The sequence below is a fragment of the Calditerricola satsumensis genome (assembly GCF_014646935.1).
Classification (GTDB): Bacteria; Bacillota; Bacilli; order Calditerricolales; family Calditerricolaceae; genus Calditerricola; species Calditerricola satsumensis.
Genome location: NZ_BMOF01000051.1, coordinates 1 through 17551 on the forward strand (window position 1 = coordinate 1; position 17551 = coordinate 17551).

Here is a 17551-nt window from a genome sequence, read left to right on the forward strand (position 1 = left end):
AGGTTTTCATTTGCTCAAACCCCCGCATGTTTCATTACAGGAATGCTCTTGCAACGAGTCAACTCTCTGCAACCACCCGTTCCACGAGATCACGTAGATACTTTCGATCTACCTTTCAATCCTCTTGCAACGAGTCAACTCTCTGCAACGGCGATGGCCTGACGGTGACGGATAAAAACGGAGCTTTCAATCCTCTTGCAACGAGTCAACTCTCTGCAACACGGATGCCGCCGAAGTTGCTCTGCCATGCGGCGTAACTTTCAATCCTCTTGCAACGAGTCAACTCTCTGCAACATGGCCCTGGCGCTGGCATGCCAGGCCCTAAAGACGCTTTCAATCCTCTTGCAACGAGTCAACTCTCTGCAACAGCGGCGTTTTGGTGGCCCTGTTGGTGTATGGAAGTCTTTCAATCCTCTTGCAACGAGTCAACTCTCTGCAACGTGCTTCCTGGGAGGGGTCCATGTATCCCACCCCTGAACTTTCAATCCTCTTGCAACGAGTCAACTCTCTGCAACGCTGGACGGGCTGATTTACATAGCGGCGGAGTTACTACTTTCAATCCTCTTGCAACGAGTCAACTCTCTGCAACCGATTCGGGTTGGAGCGGAAACGGCTTGTCCTGTCTGTGATTTTACCATATGCATCCCATTTATGCCAACAGATTTTTCGAAAATCACGCCTTTGCACAGAATCAGGGGGCGGCCACGAAATTCCGTCAACCGTATGGGTTCCTCTGGTTTACATTTCCTACTGGTTAAACCCGCGCACATGAGAAAACCCCCGACCCATTCGTTGGGCCGGGGGTTTTGTCGCGCAGCTGTCCCCACGCGAATTACTCGATGATCTCCGTCACGACGCCCGCGCCGACCGTGCGGCCGCCTTCGCGGATGGCGAAGCGCGTCCCGTTTTCGAGGGCGATCGGGGCGATCAGTTCCACTTCAAAGTTGACGTTGTCGCCGGGCATGACCATTTCCACGCCTTCCGGCAGCTTGATCGTGCCCGTGACGTCCGTCGTGCGGAAGTAGAACTGCGGACGGTAGCCGTTGAAGAACGGCGTGTGGCGACCGCCTTCCTCCTTGGTCAGGACGTAGACTTCCGCCTTGAACTTAGTATGCGGCTTCACCGTGCCGGGCTGGGCCAGCACCTGGCCGCGCTCCACTTCATCGCGGTTCACGCCGCGCAGCAGGGCGCCGATGTTGTCGCCGGCCTGCGCTTGGTCGAGGACCTTGCGGAACATTTCCACGCCCGTGACCGTCGTCTTCTTGATGTCGTCGCGCAGCCCGACGATCTCCACTTCGTCGCCGACCTTCAGCGTTCCGCGCTCGACGCGGCCCGTGGCCACCGTACCGCGACCGGTGATGGAGAAGACGTCCTCGATCGGCATGAGGAAGGGCTTGTCAACCTCACGCTGCGGCGTCGGGATGTACTCGTCGACGGCCTTCATCAGTTCGAGGATCTTGTCCGCCCACGGACCTTCCGGATCTTCGAGGGCCTTCAGCGCGGAACCGCGGATGACCGGCACCTCGTCGCCCGGGAAGTCGTACTGGGAGAGGAGATCGCGCACTTCCATCTCGACCAGGTCGAGCAGCTCCTCGTCGTCCACCATGTCCACCTTGTTCAGGAAGACGACGATGTACGGCACGCCGACCTGACGGGCGAGCAGGATGTGCTCACGGGTTTGCGGCATCGGACCGTCAGCCGCCGACACGACGAGGATGGCGCCGTCCATCTGCGCCGCACCGGTGATCATGTTCTTCACGTAGTCAGCGTGACCCGGGCAGTCCACGTGCGCATAGTGGCGGTTTTCCGTTTCGTACTCGACGTGCGCCGTGGAGATCGTGATCCCGCGTTCACGCTCTTCCGGCGCCTTGTCGATCTGGTCGTACGCGGTCGCTTGCGCACGGCCAAAGCGCGCCAGAACGGTGGTGATCGCCGCGGTCAGCGTCGTTTTCCCGTGGTCAACGTGGCCGATCGTCCCAATGTTGACGTGGGGTTTCGTCCGCTCAAACTTTTGCTTCGCCATACGTACGAGCCTCCTTAACCCTTGTTTTGGTGGTGTATGGAAAGGTTGGGGAACGAGGGTGGCTCAAGCCACCCTCATTGTATCCCTTTCGCGGGTGACAGAAAAGAGGGAAAAAGGGTTACTGCCCCCTGCTGTTGATGATTTGATCGGCAATGTTCTTCGGCACTTCTTCGTAGTGGTCGAAGATCATCGTGTACGTGCCGCGACCCTGGGTCTTGGAACGCAGCGCCGTCGCGTACCCGAACATCTCGGCCAACGGCACCAGCGCCCGGATCACCTGGGCGTTGCCGCGCGGCTCCATGCCCTCCACGCGACCGCGACGGGCGTTGATGTCGCCGATGACGTCGCCCATGTACTCCTCGGGTACCACCACTTCGACCTTCATCACCGGCTCCAAGAGCACCGGATCGCATTTGTCCTTGGCCGCTTTGAGGGCCTGAGACGCGGCAATCTTGAAGGCCATCTCCGAGGAGTCGACCTCGTGGTACGACCCGTCGAAGAGGGTGGCCTTGATGTCGATGATCGGGTAGCCGGCCAGCACGCCGTTCTGCATGGCCTCCTCGAGGCCCGCCTGAACGGCCGGCACGTATTCCTTCGGCACGACACCGCCGACGATCTTGTTTTCGAAGACGAAACCCGATCCGCGCGGCAACGGCTCGAACTCGATCCACACGTGACCGTACTGGCCGCGACCGCCCGTCTGGCGAATGAATTTCCCTTCGCACTTGGCCGACTTTGTGAAGGTCTCCTTGTAGGCGACCTGCGGCTTGCCGACGTTGGCCTCGACCTTGAACTCCCGCTGGAGACGGTCGACGATGATCTCCAGGTGCAGCTCGCCCATCCCGGCGATGATCGTCTGCCCCGTCTCCTCGTCGGTGTAGAAGCGGAACGTCGGGTCTTCCTCGGCCAGACGGCCCAGCGCCATGGACATCTTATCTTGGTCGGCCTTCGTCTTCGGCTCGATGGCCACGGAGATCACCGGCTCTGGGAAGTCCATCGACTCGAGGATGATGGGGTGCTTTTCATCACACAGCGTATCGCCCGTGGTGGTATCCTTCAGGCCGACCGCTGCGGCAATGTCCCCCGCGTAGACGGCGGAGATCTCCTCGCGGTGGTTCGCGTGCATCTGCAGGATGCGGCCGATCCGCTCACGCTTGCCCTTTGTGGCGTTCAAGACGTAGGTACCGGAATTGAGGACGCCGGAATACACCCGGAAGAAGGTGAGCTTCCCGACATAGGGGTCGGACATGATCTTAAACGCCAAAGCGGCGAAGGGCTCGTTGTCGTCGGCCTTGCGGATCGCCTCTTCCTCGGTATCCGGCAGCACGCCTTTCACCGGCGGAATGTCCAGCGGCGACGGCAGGTAGTCGACGACCGCATCAAGGAGCGGCTGCACGCCCTTGTTGCGGTAGGAGGAACCGCACAGCACCGGGGTGATCTTAACCTCGCACACCCCTTTGCGCAACGCCCGCTTGATCTCCTCGACGGTGATCTCTTCCCCTTCGAGGTATTTCATCATCAGCTCGTCGTCGAGTTCGGCCACCGCCTCGATGAGCTTGGTGCGCCACTCTTCGGCCTGCTCCTTGTATTCGTCGGGAATCTCCCGCAGCTCGAACTGGCGGCCAAGGTCATCAAGCCAGTAGATGGCCTTCATCTCGATGAGGTCGATGATCGCCTCGAAGGTGTCCTCCTTGCCGATCGGCAGCTGGATCGGCACGGCGTTGGCATTCAGGCGCTCGCGCATCTGCTCGACGGCGCGGAAGAAGTCGGCGCCGACGATGTCCATCTTGTTGACGTAAGCGATCCGCGGAACGCCGTACTTGTCGGCTTGGCGCCACACCGTTTCGGACTGGGGCTCCACCCCGCCCTTGGCGCAGAAGACGCCGATCGCCCCGTCCAGCACGCGCAGCGAGCGCTCCACTTCCACCGTGAAGTCGACGTGACCGGGCGTGTCGATGATGTTGATGCGATGGCCCCTCCACTGGCAGGTCGTCGCGGCGGACGTGATCGTGATCCCGCGCTCCTGCTCTTGTTCCATCCAGTCCATCGTCGCCGCGCCCTCGTGCGTTTCGCCGATCTTGTGCACGCGGCCGGTGTAGTAGAGGATCCGCTCGGTTGTCGTCGTCTTCCCGGCGTCGATGTGCGCCATGATGCCGATGTTGCGCGTCTTTTCCAACGGGAATGGTCGGCCCATGGGTTTAGCTCCTTTCTCGCGGTTGGAGTCAAGACGCCGTTACCAACGATAGTGGGCGAACGCGCGGTTGGCTTCGGCCATCTTGTGCGTGTCCTCGCGCTTCTTCACCGCGCCACCCGTGTTGTTCGCCGCGTCGATGATCTCGGCAGCCAGGCGCTCCTGCATCGTCTTCTCGTTGCGCAGGCGCGCGTACTGCACGAGCCAGCGCAGGCCGAGCGACACGCGGCGCTCCGGGCGGACCTCCATCGGCACTTGGTAGTTGGCGCCGCCAACGCGACGCGCCCGGACTTCCAGAACGGGCATCACGTTCTTCAGCGCTTGTTCAAACACGTCCATCGGGTCTTTCCCCGTGCGCTGGCGAATGATCTCGAAGGCTTCGTACAGGATTTTCTGCGCCTTCGATTTCTTGCCGTCGATCATCAGCTTGTTGATCAGCTTCGTCACGAGCTTGCTGTTGTAAATCGGATCGGGATCGACGTCGCGACGGGGTACCGGACCTCTGCGAGGCATACCCTTCCCCTCCTTTTCCGTCAGATCGCGTCAGCGCGTTCGGACGCGCTTACTTCTTGCCTTCCTTCGGGCGCTTGGTGCCGTACTTGGAGCGGCCTTGCTTCCGGTTGGCCACGCCGGCCGCGTCCAGCGCGCCGCGCACGATGTGGTAGCGCACCCCCGGCAGGTCCTTCACGCGGCCCCCGCGCACGAGCACGACGCTGTGCTCCTGCAGGTTGTGGCCTTCGCCGGGAATGTACGCCGTCACCTCGATGCCGTTGGTGAGGCGCACACGCGCGTACTTCCGCAGCGCCGAGTTCGGCTTCTTCGGCGTCATCGTCCCCACGCGGGTGCACACGCCGCGCTTTTGCGGAGACGGCAGGGGGATGAGCTGCTTGCGCAAGCTGTTGTACCCGTATTGCAGCGCCGGCGACTTGGATTTTTCAATCTTCTTTTGGCGCCCCTTGCGCACCAATTGGTTGATCGTCGGCATGACTGCACCTCCTTCCAAAATGAGCCCCCGGACGGACCGTCACAAGTCCACAGCTCCAGGCGGATCATCACAAAGGCAACGAAAAGGTTTGCCGGAGCGAGGCGGCCCCGCCCCGGCAAAACCGCCTACCGTTCCTTCGTGATGGCGACCGCAGCCGCACCTACATCGATGCCGCAGGCCTCGCCCAACGCGCGCATCGAGTCGACGTAACGGACGGGAATCCCCTTCAGCTTGCACAGGGCGATGATCTTCTCCGTCACGTGCGGCTCGGCGTCGGTGGCCACGAAGACCTCGAGCGCCTCGCCCCTTTCGATGGCCTTCCTCGTCTGCTTGGTGCCCACGGTCACGGCCTTGGCCTGCCTGACCTTCTCATAGTACGACATGCGGTCATCCCCCAAGCAAACAGGGTTCTAGGCACACCTGCTATCGTAGCACGGCGCGCGCATCCCTGTCAAGCAACGGAACCGGGGGCGCAGGGCCCGGCCGCCCGTGCCCCCGCAGTCCCATTCGCCGGTTATTCGGCCGCCACCGGCTCCTTGTTTGCCGCGGTTTCCGATTGGGCCGCGTCGGCCTGTGCGTCGGCGACGGTCTTGATCTTCACGTTCCGGTAGCGGGCCATGCCTGTCCCGGCCGGGATCAGCTTGCCGATGATCACGTTCTCCTTGAGCCCGAGGAGCTCGTCGCGCTTGCCCTTGATCGCCGCATCGGTGAGCACGCGCGTCGTCTCCTGGAAGGAGGCCGCCGACAGGAACGACTCCGTCTCCAAAGAGGCCTTCGTGATGCCGAGGAGAACGGGCCGCGCCACGGCCGGCACGCCGCCTTCCTGGAACACCTTCTTGTTCGCCGCCTCGAACTCGTGGACGTCGACATAGGAACCCGGCAAGAGGCTGGTGTCGCCGGCGTCGGTGATGCGCACCTTGCGCAGCATCTGCCGGATCATCACTTCGATGTGCTTGTCGTTGATCTCCACGCCCTGCATGCGGTACACCCGCTGCACTTCCTGCAGCAGGTAGTTCTGCACGGCGCTCAGGCCCTTGACCTTGAGGATCTCCTTCGGGTCGACCGGCCCTTCCGTCAGCTCGTCGCCGGCCTCCACCTTCTGCCCCTTTGTCACCTCGAGGCGAGCACCATAGGGGATGTTGTACACCTTGGTCTCCGCCTCGCCGCGGATCTCCACTTCGCGGCGGTCCTTCACCTCGCGGATGTCGACCACTTCGCCGTCGATCTCGGTGATCGTGGCCTGTCCCTTCGGGCTGCGCGCCTCAAACAGCTCCTGCACGCGCGGCAAACCCTGGGTGATGTCCTCGCCGGCCACGCCGCCAGTGTGGAACGTGCGCATCGTCAGCTGCGTCCCCGGCTCGCCGATGGACTGGGCGGCGATGATCCCGACGGCCTCGCCGATCTCCACCGGCTGCCCCGTGGCCAGGTTGCGGCCGTAGCACTTCTGGCACACCCCGTGCGGCGTGCGGCAGTTGAGCACCGAGCGGATCACCACCCGGTCGATGCCCGCCTTGACGATCTTCTCGGCGATCTCCTCGTCGATCATCTCGTTGCGGCGGACGATCACTTCGCCCGTTTCCGGATGGCGGATCGTCTCAAAGCTGTAGCGACCGACGATGCGGTTGTAAAGCGTCTCAATCACCTCGCCGCCGTCGCGGATGTCGGTGACGACGAAGCCGCGGTTGGTACCGCAATCCTCTTCGCGGACAATGACGTCTTGGGCCACGTCCACCAGGCGGCGGGTCAGGTACCCGGAGTCGGCCGTCCGCAGCGCCGTATCGGCCAGCCCCTTCCGCGCCCCGTGCGTGGAGATGAAGAATTCGAGCACGGTCAGCCCCTCGCGGAAGTTGGACTTGATCGGCACCTCGATGATCCGCCCCGACGGGTTGGCCATGAGCCCGCGCATCCCGGCCAGCTGGGTGATCTGCGCCACGCTCCCGCGCGCTCCGGAGTTGGCCATCATGTAGATGGAGTTGAACTTGTCGAGGGAGGCCATGAGCGCCTCGGTCACCTTCTCCTTCGTCTCGCTCCAGATGGAGATGACCTTGTCGTAGCGCTCGTCTTCCGTAATCAGGCCGCGGCGGTACTGGCGCATCACCGTCTCGACGCGCTGCTCGGCCTCGGCGAGGAGCGCCTTCTTCTCCTCCGGAACAATGATGTCGGAGATCGCGATGGTGATCCCGGCCTTCGTCGAGTAGGCGAAGCCAAGCTCCTTGATCTTGTCGAGGATTTCGGCCGTCTTCGTCGTGCCGAAGCGGCGGAACACCTCGTGGATGATCGTGCCGAGGAACTTCTTCTTGATCGCGCCGCGGTCCTCGATCTTCTTCACGAATTCGCGGACGTCGACGCCCTTGTCATAGATGAAGTATTCGTCGGGCACGCCGTGCTTGAGGTTCTCCTCGGTCGGCGTGTTGATGAACGGGAACTCCGGCGGGAAGACCTCGTTGAAGATGATCTTCCCGACGGTGGTGACCATGAGGGCCTCCCACTGCCGGTCGGTGAAGGTCTCCTTGGCCTTCTTCAGCCCCTTGGCCGGCACGGCGATCTTGGCGTGGAGAGCGATGTGGCCCATCTGGTAGGCGTGGATGGCCTCGTCGGCCGAGGCGAACACCTTGCCCTCGCCCTTGGCCCCCTCCTTCTCGATCGTCAGGTAGTAGGTCCCGAGGACCATGTCCTGGGTCGGCGTGACGACCGGCTTGCCGTCCTTCGGGTTGAGGATGTTGTTGGTGGCCAGCATGAGGATGCGCGCTTCGGCCTGGGCTTCGGCCGACAGCGGCACATGGACGGCCATCTGGTCGCCGTCAAAGTCGGCGTTGTACGCCGTGCACACGAGCGGGTGCAGCTTGATGGCCCGCCCCTCGACGAGCACCGGCTCAAAGGCCTGGATCCCGAGGCGGTGCAGCGTCGGCGCGCGGTTGAGGAGGACGGGGTGCTCCTTGATCACTTCCTCCAGCACGTCCCACACTTCCGGCTGGACGCGCTCCACCTTGCGCTTGGCCGACTTGATGTTGTGGGCCAGGCCCTTGGCCACCAGCTCCTTCATCACGAAGGGCTTGAACAGCTCGAGGGCCATCTCCTTGGGCAGGCCGCACTGGTACATCTTCAGCTGCGGCCCGACGACGATCACCGAGCGGCCGGAGTAGTCGACGCGCTTGCCGAGCAGGTTCTGGCGGAAGCGCCCCTGCTTGCCCTTCAGCATGTGGCTGAGGGACTTGAGGGGCCGGTTGCCGGGGCCGGTCACCGGGCGGCCGCGGCGGCCGTTGTCGATGAGGGCATCCACCGCCTCCTGCAGCATGCGCTTTTCGTTCTGGACGATGATGTCCGGCGCGCCGAGCTCGAGAAGCCGCTTCAAGCGGTTGTTGCGGTTGATCACCCGGCGGTACAGGTCGTTCAGGTCGGAGGTGGCAAAGCGGCCCCCGTCGAGCTGCACCATCGGGCGCAGCTCCGGCGGGATGACCGGCAGCACCTCGAGGATCATCCACTCGGGGCGGTTGCCCGACGAGCGGAAGGCCTCGAGAACCTCGAGGCGCTTGATGATGCGGTTGCGTCGCTGCCCCTGGGCCGTGCGCAGCTCCTCTTTCAGCTTCTCGATCTCCTTGTCGAGGTCGATCTCGGCGAGGAGCTTCTTGATCGCCTCGGCGCCCATGCCCGCCTGGAAGGCATTGCCGTACTTCTCGCGGTAGGCGCGGTACTCCTTCTCCGACAGGAGCTGCTTCTTCTCCAGCGGCGTGTCACCCGGATCGGTCACCACGTAGGAAGCAAAGTAGATGACCTCTTCCAGGGCCCGCGGCGACATGTCGAGGACGAGCCCCATGCGGCTGGGAATGCCCTTCAGGAACCAGATGTGGGAGACGGGAGCGGCCAGCTCGATGTGGCCCATCCGCTCCCGGCGCACGATGGAGCGCGTCACCTCGACGCCGCAGCGATCGCAGATGACCCCCTTGTAGCGCACGCGGCGGTACTTGCCGCAATGGCATTCCCAGTCCTTCGTGGGCCCGAAGATGCGCTCGCAGAACAGCCCGTCTTTCTCCGGCTTGAGGGTGCGGTAGTTGATCGTCTCCGGCTTCTTCACTTCGCCGTACGACCACGAGCGGATCTGCTCCGGAGAGGCAAGGCCGATCTTGATGTACTCAAAGTTGTTGACGTCCAGCACGGGCAACCCTCCTTACGATTTGCCGCCGGCTTGCGTCGGTTCCAAGGACAGGCTGAGCTTCTCCGGTGCGGGCTCTTCCTCCTCGTCGATCTCGCGCATCTCGATTTCCTGCTCGTCCTTAGTCAGGATCTTCACGTCGAGGGCCAAGGACTGCAGCTCCTTGATGAGCACCTTGAAGGATTCGGGCACGCCCGGCTCGGGGATGTTCTCGCCCTTGACGATGGCCTCGTAGGTCTTCACGCGGCCGACGCGGTCGTCCGACTTGACGGTGAGGATCTCCTGCAGGGTGTACGCCGCGCCGTACGCCTCGAGGGCCCACACCTCCATCTCCCCGAAGCGCTGGCCGCCGAACTGGGCTTTGCCGCCCAGCGGCTGCTGCGTGACGAGGGAGTACGGCCCCGTGGAGCGGGCGTGGATCTTGTCGTCAACCAGGTGGGCCAGCTTCAGCATGTAGATGACGCCGACGGTCACCCGGTTGTCGAAGGGTTCGCCGGTGCGGCCGTCGTACAGCACCGTCTTGCCGTCGCGTTCCAGCCCGGCCTCCTCCAGGGCATTCCAGACGTCTTCTTCGTTGGCCCCGTCGAAGACCGGCGTGGCCACGTGGATGCCGAGGGTTTTCGCCGCAATCCCGAGATGCGTCTCGAGGATCTGCCCGATGTTCATCCGCGACGGCACGCCCAGCGGATTGAGGACGATGTCCACCGGCGTCCCGTCAGGCAGGAAGGGCATGTCTTCCTCCGGCAGGATGCGGGCAATGACCCCCTTGTTTCCGTGACGCCCGGCCATCTTGTCGCCCTCGGAGATCTTCCGCTTCTGGGCCACGTAGACGCGCACGAGCTGGTTAACGCCCGGAGGCAGCTCGTCGCCGTTTTCGCGCGTGAACACCTTGACGTCGACGACGATGCCCGACCCGCCATGGGGCACGCGCAGCGACGTGTCGCGCACCTCGCGGGCCTTTTCGCCAAAGATGGCGTGGAGGAGCCGCTCCTCCGCCGTCAGCTCGGTGACCCCCTTCGGCGTTACCTTGCCAACGAGGATGTCCCCGTCCTTGATCTCCGCCCCGATGCGGATGATGCCCCGCTCGTCGAGGTTCTTCAGGGCGTCCTCACCGACGTTGGGGATGTCGCGCGTGATCTCCTCCGGCCCCAGCTTGGTGTCACGCGCCTCGCACTCGTACTCCTCGATGTGGATCGAGGTGTAGATGTCCTCCTTCACGAGGCGTTCGCTGAGCAGGATGGCGTCCTCGTAGTTGTACCCTTCCCACGGCATGAAGGCGACGAGGACGTTGCGGCCGAGGGCCAGCTCCCCTTTGTCCGTCGACGGCCCGTCGGCAATCACCTCGCCGGCCTGCACGCGGTCGCCCTTGCGCACGATGGGCCGCTGGTTGATGCACGTCCCCTGGTTGGAGCGCTCAAACTTTTGCAGGCGGTAGACGTCGAGGTCGCCCTTCACTTCCTTGCCGTCGATGACGGCCACGCGGCGCACCCAGATCTCGTCGGCCGTGACGCGCTCGACGATCCCGTCGTGCTTGGCGACGACCACCGCGCCGGAATCCTTGGCCGCCTTGTACTCCAACCCGGTGCCAATAATCGGCGCCTCGGGCACCAACAGCGGCACGGCCTGGCGCTGCATGTTCGAGCCCATCAGGGCGCGGTTGGCGTCGTCGTTTTCGAGGAACGGGATGAGCGCCGTGGCCACGGAGACGATCTGCTTCGGCGACACGTCCATGAAGTCGACGCGCTCGCGCGGCAGGGTGACGATCTCGCCCTTGTACCGGCAGACGACCTGCTCGGTGGCAAAGCGCCCCTCCTCGTCCAGCGGGGCGTTGGCCTGGGCGATCACGTAGTTGTCCTCTTCGTCCGCCGTCAGGTACACGATCTCGTCGGTCACGCGGCCCGTCTCCGGATCCACTTTGCGGTACGGCGTCTCGATGAACCCGTACTCGTTCACCCGCGCGTAGGTGCACAGGGAGTTGATCAGCCCGATGTTCGGCCCTTCCGGCGTCTCGATCGGGCACATCCGGCCGTAGTGGGAGTGATGGACGTCGCGCACCTCAAAGCCGGCCCGCTCCCGCGTCAAGCCGCCGGGACCGAGGGCCGACAGGCGGCGCTTGTGCGTCAGCTCGGCCAGCGGGTTGGTCTGGTCCATGAACTGCGACAGCTGGCTCGAGCCGAAGAACTCCTTGATCGCCGCGATGACCGGACGGATGTTGATCAGCGCCTGCGGGGTGACGGCGTTGAGGTCCTGGATCGACATCCGCTCGCGGACGACGCGCTCCATGCGCGACAGACCGATGCGGAACTGGTTCTGCAGAAGCTCGCCCACCGAGCGGAGGCGGCGGTTGCCCAGGTGGTCGATGTCGTCGATGTTGCCCACGCCGTGCATGAGGTTGAAGAAGTAGCTGATCGCGGCGACGATGTCCGCGGTCGTGATGTGCTTGACGCCTTTGTCCACCCCGGCGTTGGAGATGACCTTGATCACCTTGTTCTCGTCGTCCGGGGCGAAGATGCGCACCGCCTGCAGGCGCACCGTGTCGCCGTCGATAATGCCGCCGCGCGGCCGGACTTCGAACACGCCGGACCCCTTTTCCAGGTACGGCAGGATTTTGTCGAGCAGGCGGCGGTCGATCACCTGGCCCGCCTCGGCCACGATCTCGCCCGTCTCGGGATCGACGATCGGCTCGGCCAGGCGCTGGTTGAACAGGCGGTCCTTCAGGTGCAGCTTCTTGTTGATCTTGTACCGCCCCACGGCCGCCAGATCGTAGCGCTTGGGATCAAAGAAACGGGAGATGAGGAGGTTCTTCGCGTTCTCCAGCGTCGGCGGCTCGCCGGGACGCAGCCGTTCGTAGATCTCGATCAGCGCCTTTTCCGTCGAGTCGGTGTTGTCCTTCTCCAGCGTGTTGCGCACGTACTCGTCGTCGCCGAGAAGCTCAAGGATCTCGGCGTCGGTGCTGAAGCCCAGGGCGCGAAGCAGCACCGTGACAGGAATCTTTCGCGTCCGATCAATGCGCACGTAGACGACGTCCTTCGCGTCGGTCTCCAGCTCCAGCCATGCGCCGCGGTTCGGGATGACGGTGGCGGTGTACATCGGTTTGCCGTTTTTGTCCACCTTTTTGCTAAAATACACACTGGGCGAACGAACGAGCTGGCTGACGATGACCCGCTCGGCTCCGTTGATGATGAAGGTGCCGGTCTCGGTCATCAGCGGGAAGTCGCCCATGAACACTTCCTGCTCTTTGACCTCGCCCGTCTCCTTGTTGATCAGGCGCACTTTCACGCGGAGCGGCGCCGCGTACGTCACGTCGCGCTCTTTGGCCTCCTCGACGGTGTACTTCGGCTCGCCGAGGCTGTAATCAAGAAACTCGAGAACGAGATTGCCCGTAAAATCGGTGATGGGGGAGATGTCGTGCAAGAGCTCCCGCAGCCCCTCGTCAAGGAACCAGCGGTACGACTTGAGCTGGACCTCGATCAGGTTGGGCAGTTCGAGCACCTCTTTGATGCGCGCATAGGAACGGCGTACGCGGTGGCGTCCACATTGAATGACGTTGTGACCAGCCAACTCCTTCACCCCTCGTCACGGAATCTGGCCGCAAAACAAAAAACAGGACGTGCGCACCTCATCCGACAAGCAGGCCCGGAAAAAGAAAAATCGCGGAGCCTGTCTGCCGAACCGGCTCGTTTCGAGCTCTCCCATCGCCTGCATGCATCCACGTCCTGTTCACCACGCCATCCCGATCTTTCGTCCCATTTCGCATTTTATAACGATATCGCAGCAGAAATCAAATGTCAATGTTTTTCCCGCAACTTGCCTCATGCCGAACGCGTCACGCGGAACACGTGATACCCTTTCTTGCGCACGACCCGTTCCACGGCGCCGTACAGCTCGGCCAGCTTGCGCTCCGCACTCGGGGCGCCTTGTTTTTTGTGGATCACCACCCACAGGCTGCCCCCTGACGAAAGGTGCGCCTTCGCCCCCTCAAAGATGGCATAGACCACGTCTTTCCCTGCACGAATGGGCGGGTTGGTCACGATCACGTCATAGACGCCGTTGACCTGTGCGTACCCGTCGCTCACAAAGGCGCGCACGCGGTCGGCCACGCCGTTTTCGGCGGCGTTTTCCTGCGCCAGGGCGACAGCGCGCTCGTTGATGTCCACCATGTCAACGGTGACGCCCGGCACCGTTTTGGCGATGGCGATGCCGATCGGCCCGTACCCGCAGCCGACATCGAGGACGCGCGCCCCCTGCGGGACGTCAAGCGTTTCGATCAGCAACCGGGAACCGAAGTCGACGTAATCGCGGGAGAAGACGCTGGCGGCCGTCCAAAACACAAAGCGCGTGCCGCGGAGGACAGCCTGGATTTGCTTCCGCTCCTCGTCGCTTTGCGGCGCGGCGGTGTAATAGTGCTCGGTCACGACAATCCCCCCTTTCTTCCAGTTTCGACCTGTTGCCATTCCGGTAAACCCCAGCCGCAAATCCCAGGAAACGCCGCGGCGCAGAACGATCGGCGAACGTTTCGCCCAACGCCGCCACGGGAAAAGGAAAACCCGCGCGTACGGAGCGTACGGCGGGCTCGGCGGCGCGGCGCCTCACTTGAGCTCGACTTCCGCGCCGGCTTCTTCGAGCTTCTTCTTGATTTCCTCGGCTTCTTCCTTGCTGACGCCTTCCTTGATGTTGGACGGTGCGCCGTCGACCAGTTCCTTCGCCTCTTTCAAGCCGAGGCCGGTAATCTCGCGCACCACTTTGATGACGTTGATCTTGGACGCGCCGGGGTTCTTGAGCACGACGGTGAACTCGGTTTGCTCGGCCGCACCGGCATCCGCGGCAGCACCCGGCGCACCGACGACGGCCACCGGCGCCGCGGCGGTCACGCCGAATTCCTCTTCGATCGCTTTGACCAGTTCGTTCAGCTCGAGAACGGTCATCCCTTTGATCGCTTCAAGAATTTGCTCCTTCGTCATCGTCACGTGCCTCCCATCCTCAAGGAATTTCTGCGGGCTGCAAGCCGCTTCCACGCCCTCGGCTTAGGCGCCTTCCTGCTCCTTCTTGTCGGCCACGGCCTTGACCGCCAGGGCGAAGTTGCGGATCGGCGCCTGAAGCACGCTAAGCAGCATGGCCAAGAGCCCTTCGCGGGACGGCAGCTTGGCGATGGCCTGGATTTCCTCCGGGCCGACGACGCGGCCTTCCACGACCCCCGCCTTCAGCTCCAGCGCCTCGTTCTGCTTGGCGAATTCGGCAAGGATCTTCGCCGGCGCCACCGGGTCTTCCGGACCAAAGGCGATCGCCGTCGGGCCGACGAGGTAGGGATCCAGCTCCGTCAGGCCCACTTCCGCCGTCGCCCGGCGGGCCAGGGTGTTCTTGTACACCTTGATCTCGCAGCCGGCTTCGCGGAGCTTTTTGCGCAGCTCGGTCATCTGCGCCACGTTCAGCCCGCGGTAGTCGGCCAAGATGGCGCTCTTTGACGTGCGCAGCTTCTCGGCGATCTCGGCGACAATCCGTTTCTTCTCTTCCCGGACGGGCTTTTCCCGCACGACCGCCATCTCGACACCTCCTGTTCGCTCGCGGCATGAAAAAAGCCCCCGTAGACACACGGAGGCACGGCTTTCCCACGGCATGCGAGGGCACTGGGCCGCTCCACGCCTGCAAGACGCCCGCCTCGGAAGGGTATTAAGCCACCTTGTGGCACCTTCTGTCTACGGCAAGGCTTTCGCGATTCGGTTGTGACAACACTCACGATTGTACCCTGGGGGGACGCGCCGTGTCAAGGTTACAGCTTGGCCACGTTGACGCGGATCCCCGGGCCCATCGTCGAGCTCAGGGTGACCGACCGCAGGTACTGCCCCTTGGCTGCTGCCGGCTTGGCCCGCTTCAGGGCGTCGATCACCGTGAAAAAGTTCTCGAGCAGCTTTTGGGAATCGAAGGAGACCTTCCCGATCGGCACGTGGACGTTCCCGGCCTTGTCGGTGCGGTACTCGATCTTCCCGGCCTTGATCTCCTTCACGGCCTTCTCCACGTCAAAGGTGACCGTGCCGGTCTTCGGGTTGGGCATGAGCCCCTTCGGACCGAGGATCTTCCCGAGGCGGCCCACTTGGCCCATCATGTCCGGCGTGGCCACGACGACGTCAAAGTCGAGCCACCCTTGGGCCACCTTGTTGATCAGGTCCTCGTCGCCGACGTAGTCCGCGCCGGCCGCTTCGGCCTCGCGCGCCTTTTCCCCTTTGGCGAAGACGAGCACCTTGGCCGTCTTCCCGGTACCGTGCGGCAGGACCACCGCGCCGCGCACCTGCTGGTCGGAACGCTTCGGATCAATGCCCAGGCGCACCGCCAGGTCCACCGTCTCGTCAAACTTGGCGCGCGCCGTCTTCTTCACCAGCTCGATGGCTTCCGCCGGCTCATACAGCTTGGAGCGGTCGACGAGCGCCGCCACTTCCCGATACGCTTTCCCGTGCTTCGGCATACGTCCGTCCTCCTTTGTGTGGTCTTAACGGAAACTCCTCCCACGTAAGGAGGGGTTGGCGGCGTGCGCCAACCCGTTGCGCGTCAGTCGACAATCTCGATGCCCATGCTGCGGGCCGTGCCTTCGATCATGCGCATCGCGGCTTCGATGGTGGTCGCGTTGAGGTCCGGCATCTTCTGCTCGGCGATCTGCCGCACCTGCTCCCGCGTCACCTTGCCGACCTTTTGCTTGTTCGGCTGACCCGAACCGGTCTCGATGCCGGCCGCTTTCTTCAGGAGCACAGCCGCCGGGGGCGTCTTCGTGACGAAGGTGAACGAGCGATCCTCGTAGACCGTGATCTCGACGGGGATGATCAGCCCCACCTGATCCTTCGTGCGCTCATTGAACTCCTTGCAGAAGGCCATGATGTTGACCTCGGCTTGCCCGAGGGCCGGACCGACCGGCGGCGCCGGGTTGGCTTTCCCAGCCGGAATTTGCAGCTTGACCACCTTCACGACTTTCTTGGCCACGGCAGGACACCTCCCTTTCCGGATGTGGTCTAGCGGGACGTTGCGCCCTCCCACACGCCGTGCGCCGCCGCGCGCCGGCGGCGCCGCACGGCAAAAAAGAAAGAAGCCCTCAACAGGGAAGCAAGCAAGATGAACGTACCACAAATCGCGGCCCCATGCAACGTCAGATTCGTTCCACCTGGGAGAAATCGAGCTCCACCGGCGTCTCGCGCCCGAACAGGTTGACGAGCACCTTGACCTTCTGCTTGTCGAGCTGGATCTCCTCGATCGTGCCGACAAAGTTGGCGAAGGGCCCGTCCTTCACCTTGACCTTGTCGCCCACCTCAAAGTCGACCGTCGGCTTGGGCTCCTGAATGCCCATCTGGCGCAGGATGGCCTGCACTTCCTTCGGCTGGAGGGGTACGGGTTTCGCCCCCGCCCCGCTGGCGCCGACAAAGCCCGTCACGCCCGGCGTGTTCCGCACGACGTACCACGAGTCGTCGGTCATGATCATCTCGACGAGCACGTAGCCGGGAAACACCTTGCGCTGGACCGTCCGCTGCTTCCCGTCCTTCACCTCTTTGGCTTCCTCGGTGGGGACGAGAATGCGGAAGATCTTGTCCTGCATGCCCATCGACTCGACGCGCTTTTCGAGGTTGGCCTTCACCTTGTTCTCATAGCCCGAGTAGGTGTGGATCACGTACCACTGCTTCTCCATGGCGTAAGACCCGGCGGGTCCTTCCTCCCTCACGTTACTTGGCCAGAATCCACTCGATGAGCCGCGAAATCCCCAGATCGACAATGGCGAAGAAGAGGGCGAGCAGCGTGACCGTGGTGATGACGACAATCGTGTAGCTGGTGAGCTCCGCCCGATTCGGCCAGCGGACTTTCTTCATCTCCATCCAGCTATCCCGGAAAAACGCCCCCGTTCGCTTCAAACCGGCACCAATGCGCCCGAGAACGGCCACGTCGCCACCTCCCGCTTAGCGCGTCTCGCGGTGCAGCACGTGGCTGTTGCAGTGCTTGCAATACTTCCGCAGTTCCAGGCGGTCCGGATGCGTCCGCTTGTTCTTCGTGGTCGTGTAATTCCGATGCTTGCATTGCGTGCATTCCAGGGTGACGATGACCCGCATCTCCTCCACCTCCCTGCAGGATGCCAACCTGTATCGCCATTGAACGGGGACACCCGCAATGCACCCACGGCTACCCTAAATACTCTATCATAGCCGCTAATCCCTGTCAATGAAGCGCAATCAC

At 63.1% G+C, this 17551-nt stretch carries 15 protein-coding genes, 1 CRISPR repeat array and 1 other annotated feature; all 15 genes read right to left on the minus strand.

Annotated elements, in window-relative coordinates; translation table 11 throughout:
• Positions 1–36: 36 nt before the first annotated feature.
• A CRISPR array of direct repeats spans positions 37–589; the repeat unit is 37 nt; unit sequence CTTTCAATCCTCTTGCAACGAGTCAACTCTCTGCAAC.
• A gap of 243 nt (positions 590–832) precedes the next feature.
• The 15 genes from tuf to rpmG all read right to left on the minus strand — a co-directional run bounded on the left by tuf (position 833) and on the right by rpmG (position 17427).
• Positions 833–2023, minus strand: a complete 1191-nt coding sequence (gene tuf / locus IEX61_RS10275) for an elongation factor Tu (protein ID WP_054669558.1) — start codon at positions 2021–2023, stop codon at positions 833–835.
• Positions 2024–2141: 118 nt separating this feature from the next.
• Positions 2142–4217 carry an elongation factor G gene (gene fusA / locus IEX61_RS10280; protein ID WP_188817913.1) on the minus strand — a complete coding sequence of 692 codons (2076 nt, stop codon included), beginning with the start codon at positions 4215–4217 and terminating at the stop codon, positions 2142–2144.
• Positions 4218–4256: 39 nt separating this feature from the next.
• Positions 4257–4727 (minus strand): 30S ribosomal protein S7, encoded by a 471-nt coding sequence (rpsG, locus tag IEX61_RS10285; protein WP_054669563.1) that lies wholly within the window; start codon positions 4725–4727, stop codon positions 4257–4259.
• A 49-nt stretch (positions 4728–4776) separates the two neighbouring features.
• Positions 4777–5199, minus strand: a complete 423-nt coding sequence (rpsL, locus tag IEX61_RS10290; protein WP_054669566.1) for a 30S ribosomal protein S12 — start codon at positions 5197–5199, stop codon at positions 4777–4779.
• A 125-nt stretch (positions 5200–5324) separates the two neighbouring features.
• Positions 5325–5582: a 50S ribosomal protein L7ae-like protein gene (locus tag IEX61_RS10295; protein WP_054669569.1), complete on the minus strand. Its 258-nt coding sequence runs from the start codon at positions 5580–5582 to the stop codon at positions 5325–5327.
• A 131-nt stretch (positions 5583–5713) separates the two neighbouring features.
• On the minus strand, positions 5714–9352 hold the full coding sequence (gene rpoC / locus IEX61_RS10300; protein ID WP_188817915.1) for a DNA-directed RNA polymerase subunit beta': 3639 nt from the start codon (positions 9350–9352) through the stop codon (positions 5714–5716).
• Positions 9353–9364: 12 nt separating this feature from the next.
• Positions 9365–12910 (minus strand): DNA-directed RNA polymerase subunit beta, encoded by a 3546-nt coding sequence (rpoB, locus tag IEX61_RS10305; protein ID WP_188817917.1) that lies wholly within the window; start codon positions 12908–12910, stop codon positions 9365–9367.
• 251 nt (positions 12911–13161) lie between these two features.
• Positions 13162–13764 (minus strand): class I SAM-dependent methyltransferase, encoded by a 603-nt coding sequence (locus IEX61_RS10310; protein ID WP_054672164.1) that lies wholly within the window; start codon positions 13762–13764, stop codon positions 13162–13164.
• Positions 13765–13938: 174 nt separating this feature from the next.
• Positions 13939–14310 carry a 50S ribosomal protein L7/L12 gene (rplL, locus tag IEX61_RS10315; protein ID WP_054672178.1) on the minus strand — a complete coding sequence of 124 codons (372 nt, stop codon included), beginning with the start codon at positions 14308–14310 and terminating at the stop codon, positions 13939–13941.
• A 63-nt stretch (positions 14311–14373) separates the two neighbouring features.
• Positions 14374–14889 carry a 50S ribosomal protein L10 gene (gene rplJ, locus IEX61_RS10320; RefSeq protein ID WP_188817919.1) on the minus strand — a complete coding sequence of 172 codons (516 nt, stop codon included), beginning with the start codon at positions 14887–14889 and terminating at the stop codon, positions 14374–14376.
• A 20-nt stretch (positions 14890–14909) separates the two neighbouring features.
• Positions 14910–15066 (minus strand) — a sequence feature (ribosomal protein L10 leader region).
• Between the two features lie 50 nt (positions 15067–15116).
• Positions 15117–15806, minus strand: coding sequence for a 50S ribosomal protein L1 (rplA, locus tag IEX61_RS10325; RefSeq protein WP_188817921.1), 690 nt, complete (start codon positions 15804–15806; stop codon positions 15117–15119).
• A gap of 83 nt (positions 15807–15889) precedes the next feature.
• Positions 15890–16315: a 50S ribosomal protein L11 gene (gene rplK, locus IEX61_RS10330; protein WP_054672169.1), complete on the minus strand. Its 426-nt coding sequence runs from the start codon at positions 16313–16315 to the stop codon at positions 15890–15892.
• A gap of 163 nt (positions 16316–16478) precedes the next feature.
• Entirely contained in the window at positions 16479–17012 is a 534-nt protein-coding gene (gene nusG / locus IEX61_RS10335) for a transcription termination/antitermination protein NusG (RefSeq protein WP_188817923.1), read from the minus strand.
• A gap of 34 nt (positions 17013–17046) precedes the next feature.
• Positions 17047–17262, minus strand: a complete 216-nt coding sequence (gene secE / locus IEX61_RS10340; RefSeq protein ID WP_157057803.1) for a preprotein translocase subunit SecE — start codon at positions 17260–17262, stop codon at positions 17047–17049.
• 15 nt (positions 17263–17277) lie between these two features.
• Positions 17278–17427, minus strand: a complete 150-nt coding sequence (rpmG, locus tag IEX61_RS10345; RefSeq protein WP_054672174.1) for a 50S ribosomal protein L33 — start codon at positions 17425–17427, stop codon at positions 17278–17280.
• Positions 17428–17551: the final 124 nt, after the last annotated feature.